Annotated in this window: 5 protein-coding genes; 3 read left to right on the plus strand and 2 right to left on the minus strand. The window is 68.4% G+C overall.

Translation table 11 applies throughout. The annotated features are described in order from the left end of the window. Nucleotides 1-1,265, minus strand: a 1,265-nt coding sequence (locus P409_RS25810) for a DEAD/DEAH box helicase (RefSeq protein WP_034845195.1), incomplete at its 3' end; no start/stop codon positions are given. Nucleotides 1,266-1,616: 351 nt separating this feature from the next. Here P409_RS25810 and P409_RS25815 point away from each other — a divergent pair. Next, nucleotides 1,617-2,537 (plus strand): LysR family transcriptional regulator, encoded by a 921-nt coding sequence (locus tag P409_RS25815; protein WP_034845196.1) that lies wholly within the window; start codon nucleotides 1,617-1,619, stop codon nucleotides 2,535-2,537. A gap of 24 nt (nucleotides 2,538-2,561) precedes the next feature. On the opposite strand, the gene P409_RS25820 is transcribed toward P409_RS25815, so the two are convergent. Continuing rightward, entirely contained in the window at nucleotides 2,562-2,915 is a 354-nt protein-coding gene (locus tag P409_RS25820) for a hypothetical protein (RefSeq protein ID WP_034845197.1), read from the minus strand. Between the two features lie 201 nt (nucleotides 2,916-3,116). On the opposite strand from P409_RS25820, the gene P409_RS25825 reads away from it, so the two are divergent. Continuing rightward, nucleotides 3,117-4,280 carry an ABC transporter substrate-binding protein gene (locus P409_RS25825; RefSeq protein ID WP_034845198.1) on the plus strand — a complete coding sequence of 388 codons (1,164 nt, stop codon included), beginning with the start codon at nucleotides 3,117-3,119 and terminating at the stop codon, nucleotides 4,278-4,280. 155 nt (nucleotides 4,281-4,435) lie between these two features. Further along, the coding region (locus P409_RS25830) for an ABC transporter ATP-binding protein (protein ID WP_034845199.1) at nucleotides 4,436-5,285 on the plus strand (850 nt) is incomplete at its 3' end.

Consider the following 5,285-nt stretch of genomic DNA (forward strand, 5'->3'; position numbering starts at 1 on the left):
CGCTGGCCCTGATGACCCTGCGGGCGCTGCCCTTGCTGGTGGCCGCCCTGCGGGCGGCCGGCACGCTGCTGCGGACGGCCCTGGCCGCGCGGGGCCGGGCCGGTGCTGCGCTGGCTGAAGGGAATGGTGGAGCGGTAGGCATGCTCCTCCACCACCGGCACCGGCTGGCGGATCAGCTTCTCGATGTCGCGCAGATAGGCGCGCTCCTCGACGTCGCAGAACGAGATCGCCATGCCGTCGGCGCCGGCGCGCGCGGTGCGGCCGATGCGGTGGACATAGCTCTCCGGCACGTTCGGCAGCTCGAAGTTGATCACATGGGTGACGCCGTCGACATCGATGCCGCGGGCAGCGATGTCGGTCGCCACCAGCACCCGGACCTTGCCGTTGCGGAAGCCCAGCAGGGCCCGCTCGCGCTGGCTCTGCGACTTGTTGCCGTGGATCGCGTCGGCGACGATGCCGGCCTGGGTCAGCTGCTTGGCCACCCGGTCGGCGCCGTGCTTGGTGCGGGTGAACACCAGGACGCGGCGGATGCTCTCGTCATCGCGCAGGATCTCGGTGAGCAGCGACCGCTTGTCGTCCTTCTCGACGAACATGACCCGCTGGTCGATGCGCTCGGCCGTGGTCGCGACCGGTGTGACCTCGACCCGCACCGGGTCGGTCAGGAGGCGGCCGGCCAGATCGGAGATGTCGGTCGGCATGGTGGCCGAGAAGAACAGGCTCTGCCGCTTCGCCGGCAGCGCCGCGACGACCTTCCGGATGGCGTGGATGAAGCCCATGTCGAGCATCTGGTCGGCCTCGTCCAGGACGAAGACGTCGAGCTCGTTGAGGCGAATGGCGCCCTGGGACATCAGGTCGATCAGCCGGCCCGGGGTGGCGACCAGCACGTCGACGCCCTGCGCCATGGTGCGGATCTGCGGGCCCATGCCGACGCCGCCGAACACGGTGGTGCGGGTCAGCGGCAGGTGGCGGCCATAGACGCGGAAGCTCTCGGCGATCTGGCTGGCCAGCTCGCGGGTCGGGCTCAGCACCAAAGCGCGGCAGCCGCGGCGCGGCGCGGTGCGCCGGTCGGCCATCAGCCGGTGCAGGATCGGCAGGGCGAAGGCGGCGGTCTTGCCGGTGCCGGTCTGGGCGACGCCCAACAGGTCACGACCCTGCATGAGATGAGGAATGGACTGCGCCTGGATCGGCGTCGGGGTCTCGTAGCCCTCGGCCGCCAGCGCCTTCAGGAGGAGCGGGTTCAGGCCGAGTTCGGTAAAACTGGTCAAAGGGGAACTTTCGGTAACAACGACGCCGGGCCGCCGGCACCGGTGCGTCCGGCGTCGGGGCGATAAGCGCGGGTTGACGGTGACGCCCCGCGCGATCTGGGCAGTCGGATGGGTTCCGTTCGGGGCCGACAGGACGCATCCCGCAAGGGAGCGCTCACGCGATCGGGGACCGACGGCTGCCGTGGCAGCGACGGGAATGTCGTTGCGCAGTGCACAAAAGTCAAGGCTGTCGCGGCTTTGCATTCCTGATCTGCATGTCGGCTCAGAAAATTTCGTTCGGTTTCACCGATCGTCCATCTCTATCCATCGATTTCTCTTGCGGCCGTCATCGGCCCGCGGGACCGTGGCGGCATGAACGTGACGCTGCGCCAGATCGCGTACTTCACCGCGGTGGCCGAGGCCGGCTCGGTCTCCGGCGGCGCCGCGGCGGTCGGCATCTCGCAATCGGCGATCACCGACGCGCTGAAGGCGCTGGAGGAGCAGACCGGCGCAAAGCTGTTCGAGCGCCACGCCCGCGGCGTGATCCTGACCTATCCCGGCCACCAGTTCCTGCGCCACGCCCGCACCATCCTGGCGGCGGTGGCCGACGCCCAGAACGCGCTGAAGACCCTGCCGGAGGCGGTGCAGGGCACCCTGCCGCTGGGCGTCACCACCATGGTCTCCGGCTATTTCCTGGCCGACCTGCTGGCCCGGTTCCGGCGGGTGTTCCCGAATGTCACGGTCGAGGTGATCGAGGAGGAGCGGAGCTATATCGAGCACCTGATGATCAACGGCGAAATCGCGGTCGCGGTGATGATCGTCTCGACCCTCGACAACCGCGACGCGCTGGAGAGCGAGATCCTGGTCCGCTCCGAGAGCCGGCTGTGGCTGCCGCCGGACCACCGCTTCATGGGGCGCGAGGCGATCCCGCTGGCCGAGATCGTCGACGAGCCGCTGATCGCGCTGGCGGTGGACGAGATCGTCGAGGCCAGCGACCTGCTCTGGCGGGCCGCCGGGCTGATCCCGAAGCGGGTGCTGCGCACGGCGTCGGTCGAGGCGGTGCGCAGCCTGGTGGCGACCGGCGCCGGCGTCGCCATCCTGCCCGACATGGCCTATCGCCCCTGGTCGCTGGAAGGCGACCGGATCGAGGCGCGGCCGCTGGCCGACCCGCTGCCGACGCTGGATGTCGGCGTGGTCTGGCGCCGCGGCTCTCCCCTCTCGACCCAGGCCGAGACCTTCATCCAGGTCGCCCGCACCCACCCGGCGCCGCGCCTGCGGTCGCTGCAGGCTTAGCCGGCCGGACGGTGCCAGCCCGGATCAGTTGAAGATCGTGAGGCCCATGAAGCCGCGCCCGCGGATCCCTTCGAGGATCACGGACAGGCCCAGGAAGGTGAGGACGAAGCCGGCTGCACCGACGACCTGGCCCAGCCGCGAGGGTTCAAGGCGCAGAAAGTCCTCGACCTTGGCCGTCCCCGAGATGTCGTAACCCAGGCGCCGTCCCAGCCACGCCTGCCAGGGCCGGTACAGGCGAAACCCGCGCAGAGCCACGCCGACATATGTCCCAATGAAGCGCCTCTGCAGATCGAGCAGGAAGCGGCCGAAGGTGAACCACCATGCAATCCACCCGCCTGCCAGCATCGCACCGCCGGCCAGGATCAGCCAGATGTCCATTCCTCTCCCCCCGACTATTCACCGGACCGAGCCTCATCGACCAATAGGGCCGTTTCCGGGCGGCGCGGTGAACGGAACGCGGCGATCGGCATGCAAAGCCATCGGTTTTCCCGATAGTAAAACCGGATATTTCATATTTCTCGGCGTTCCGGCAACGGACCTACCATTCTCTCCAACAACACGATCAACGGGGAGATCGAGATGGGATCGCAGCTTCGCCGGATGCTCGCTCTGGGCAGCGCCCTGGTGTTCGGCACCACCACCCTGGCCGGCGCCGCGCCACTGGCGAAGATCGGGGACGGCGAAGGCCAGGTCGATATCGTCGCCTGGGCCGGCTACATCGAGCGCGGCGAGACCGACAAGGCCTATGACTGGGTGACCGGCTTCGAGAAGGAGACCGGCTGCAAGGTCAACGTCAAGATCGCCGGCACCTCGGACGAGATGGTGGCGCTGATGAACGAGGGCGGCTTCGACCTCGTCACCGCCTCCGGCGACGCCAGCCTGCGCCTGATCTACGGAAAGCGGGTGCAGGAGATCAACACCGACCTAGTGCCGAGCTGGAAGACGATCGACCAGCGGCTGCAGAACGCGCCCTGGTTCACCGTCGACGGCAAGCATTACGGCGTGCCCTACCAGTGGGGCCCGAATGTGCTGGCCTACAACACCGACGTGTTCAAGACCCCGCCGAAGAGCTGGAGCGTCGTGTTCGAGCCGCAGAACCTGCCCGACGGCAAGCCGAACAAGGGCCGGATCGAGGCCTATGACGGGCCGATCTACATCGCCGACGCGGCGCTGTACCTGATGAAGGCGAAGCCCGAGCTGGGGATCAAGGACCCCTATCAGTTGAACGAGGAGCAATACAAGGCGGCGACCGACCTGTTGCGGGGCCAGCGCCAGCTGGTGATGCGCTACTGGCACGACGCGTCGGTCCAGGTTGACGACTTCATCAATGAAGGCGTCGTCGCCTCCTCGACCTGGCCGTTCCAGGTCAACCTGCTGAAGTCGCAGAACAAGCCGGTCGCCAGCGTGATCCCGGAGGAAGGGGCGACAGGCTGGGCCGACACCACCATGCTGCATGCCGACGCGGCACATCCGAACTGCGCCTACAAGTGGATCGAGCATTCGCTGAGCAAGAAGGTCCAGGGCGACCTGGCGGCCTGGTTCGGATCGGTGCCGGTGGTGCCGGCCGCCTGCGAGGGCAATGAGCTGCTGGGCGCCGAGGGCTGCAAGGCCAACGGCTTCGAGAACTTCGACAAGATCCACTTCTGGACCACGCCGCGGCAGCAATGCCCGGATCATCCGGAAGGCTGCGTGCCCTATCTGCGCTGGACCACGGATTACATCGCGATCCTGGGCGGGCGATAGTCTGACGCTCCCGACTCTGTCATCGCCGGGCTTGACCCGGCGATCCAGGGGCCATGAAGACCTGCTCTTGCCGCCCTGGATGCCCGGGTCAAGCCCAGGCATGACAGGAAGGGCGTAGGGCCGCCGCGCCGCCTACCCATCATCGGGCCATTCCCATGACCGACCGCAGCACTGCCGTCCGCTTCGACCATGTCAGCCGCCATTTCGGGGCGGTTCGAGCGGTGGATGATGTCAGCTTCGAGATCCGCGGCGGCGAGTTCTTCTCGATGCTCGGCCCCTCCGGCTCGGGCAAGACCACCTGCCTGCGCCTGATCGCGGGGTTCGAGCTGCCGACGTCGGGCCACCTGCTCCTGCACGGCCGCGACGTCTCGGCCACCCCGCCCTATGATCGCGACGTCAACACGGTGTTCCAGGACTACGCCCTGTTCCCGCATATGAGCGTGTGGGAGAACGTGGCCTACGGATTGATGATCCGGCGCGTGCCGAAGGCCGAGCGCCGCCGGCAGGCGGAGGAGATGCTGGGCATGGTCAAGCTCGGCGACTTCGCCGGCCGCCGGCCGGCCCAGCTGTCGGGCGGCCAGCGCCAGCGCGTCGCCCTGGCCCGCGCCCTGGTCAACCGCCCCTCGGTCCTGCTGCTGGACGAGCCGCTCGGCGCGCTCGACCTCAAGCTGCGCGAGACGATGCAGGAGGAGCTGAAGGCGCTGCAGCGCCAGGTCGGCATCACCTTCATCTATGTCACCCACGACCAGGGCGAGGCCCTGGCGATGAGCGACCGGGTGGCGGTGTTCAACCTCGGCCGGGTCGAGCAGATCGACACGCCGGGCGCGATCTACGACCGGCCGGCCACCGCCTTCGTCGCCGGCTTCGTCGGCGCCTCCAACATGGTGGATGCCGCCACCGCCGGGAAGCTGATGGGCCAGGCCCGGCCCTTCGCACTGCGGCCCGAGCGCATCCGCATCCTGACCAACGGCCAGGCGGTGCCGGCGGATGCGGTGGAGGTGGCGG

Source organism: Inquilinus limosus MP06 (genome assembly GCF_000767795.1).
Taxonomy (GTDB): Bacteria; Pseudomonadota; Alphaproteobacteria; order DSM-16000; family Inquilinaceae; genus Inquilinus; species Inquilinus limosus_E.

What these genes read in the sequence shown, in the direction of transcription:
- P409_RS25815 (WP_034845196.1), top strand. Translation starts at nt 1,617, where the DNA reads ATGAACGTGACGCTGCGCCAGATCGCGTACTTCACCGCGGTGGCCGAG.
- P409_RS25820 (WP_034845197.1), bottom strand. Translation starts at nt 2,915, where the DNA reads ATGGACATCTGGCTGATCCTGGCCGGCGGTGCGATGCTGGCAGGCGGG.
- P409_RS25825 (WP_034845198.1), top strand. Translation starts at nt 3,117, where the DNA reads ATGGGATCGCAGCTTCGCCGGATGCTCGCTCTGGGCAGCGCCCTGGTG.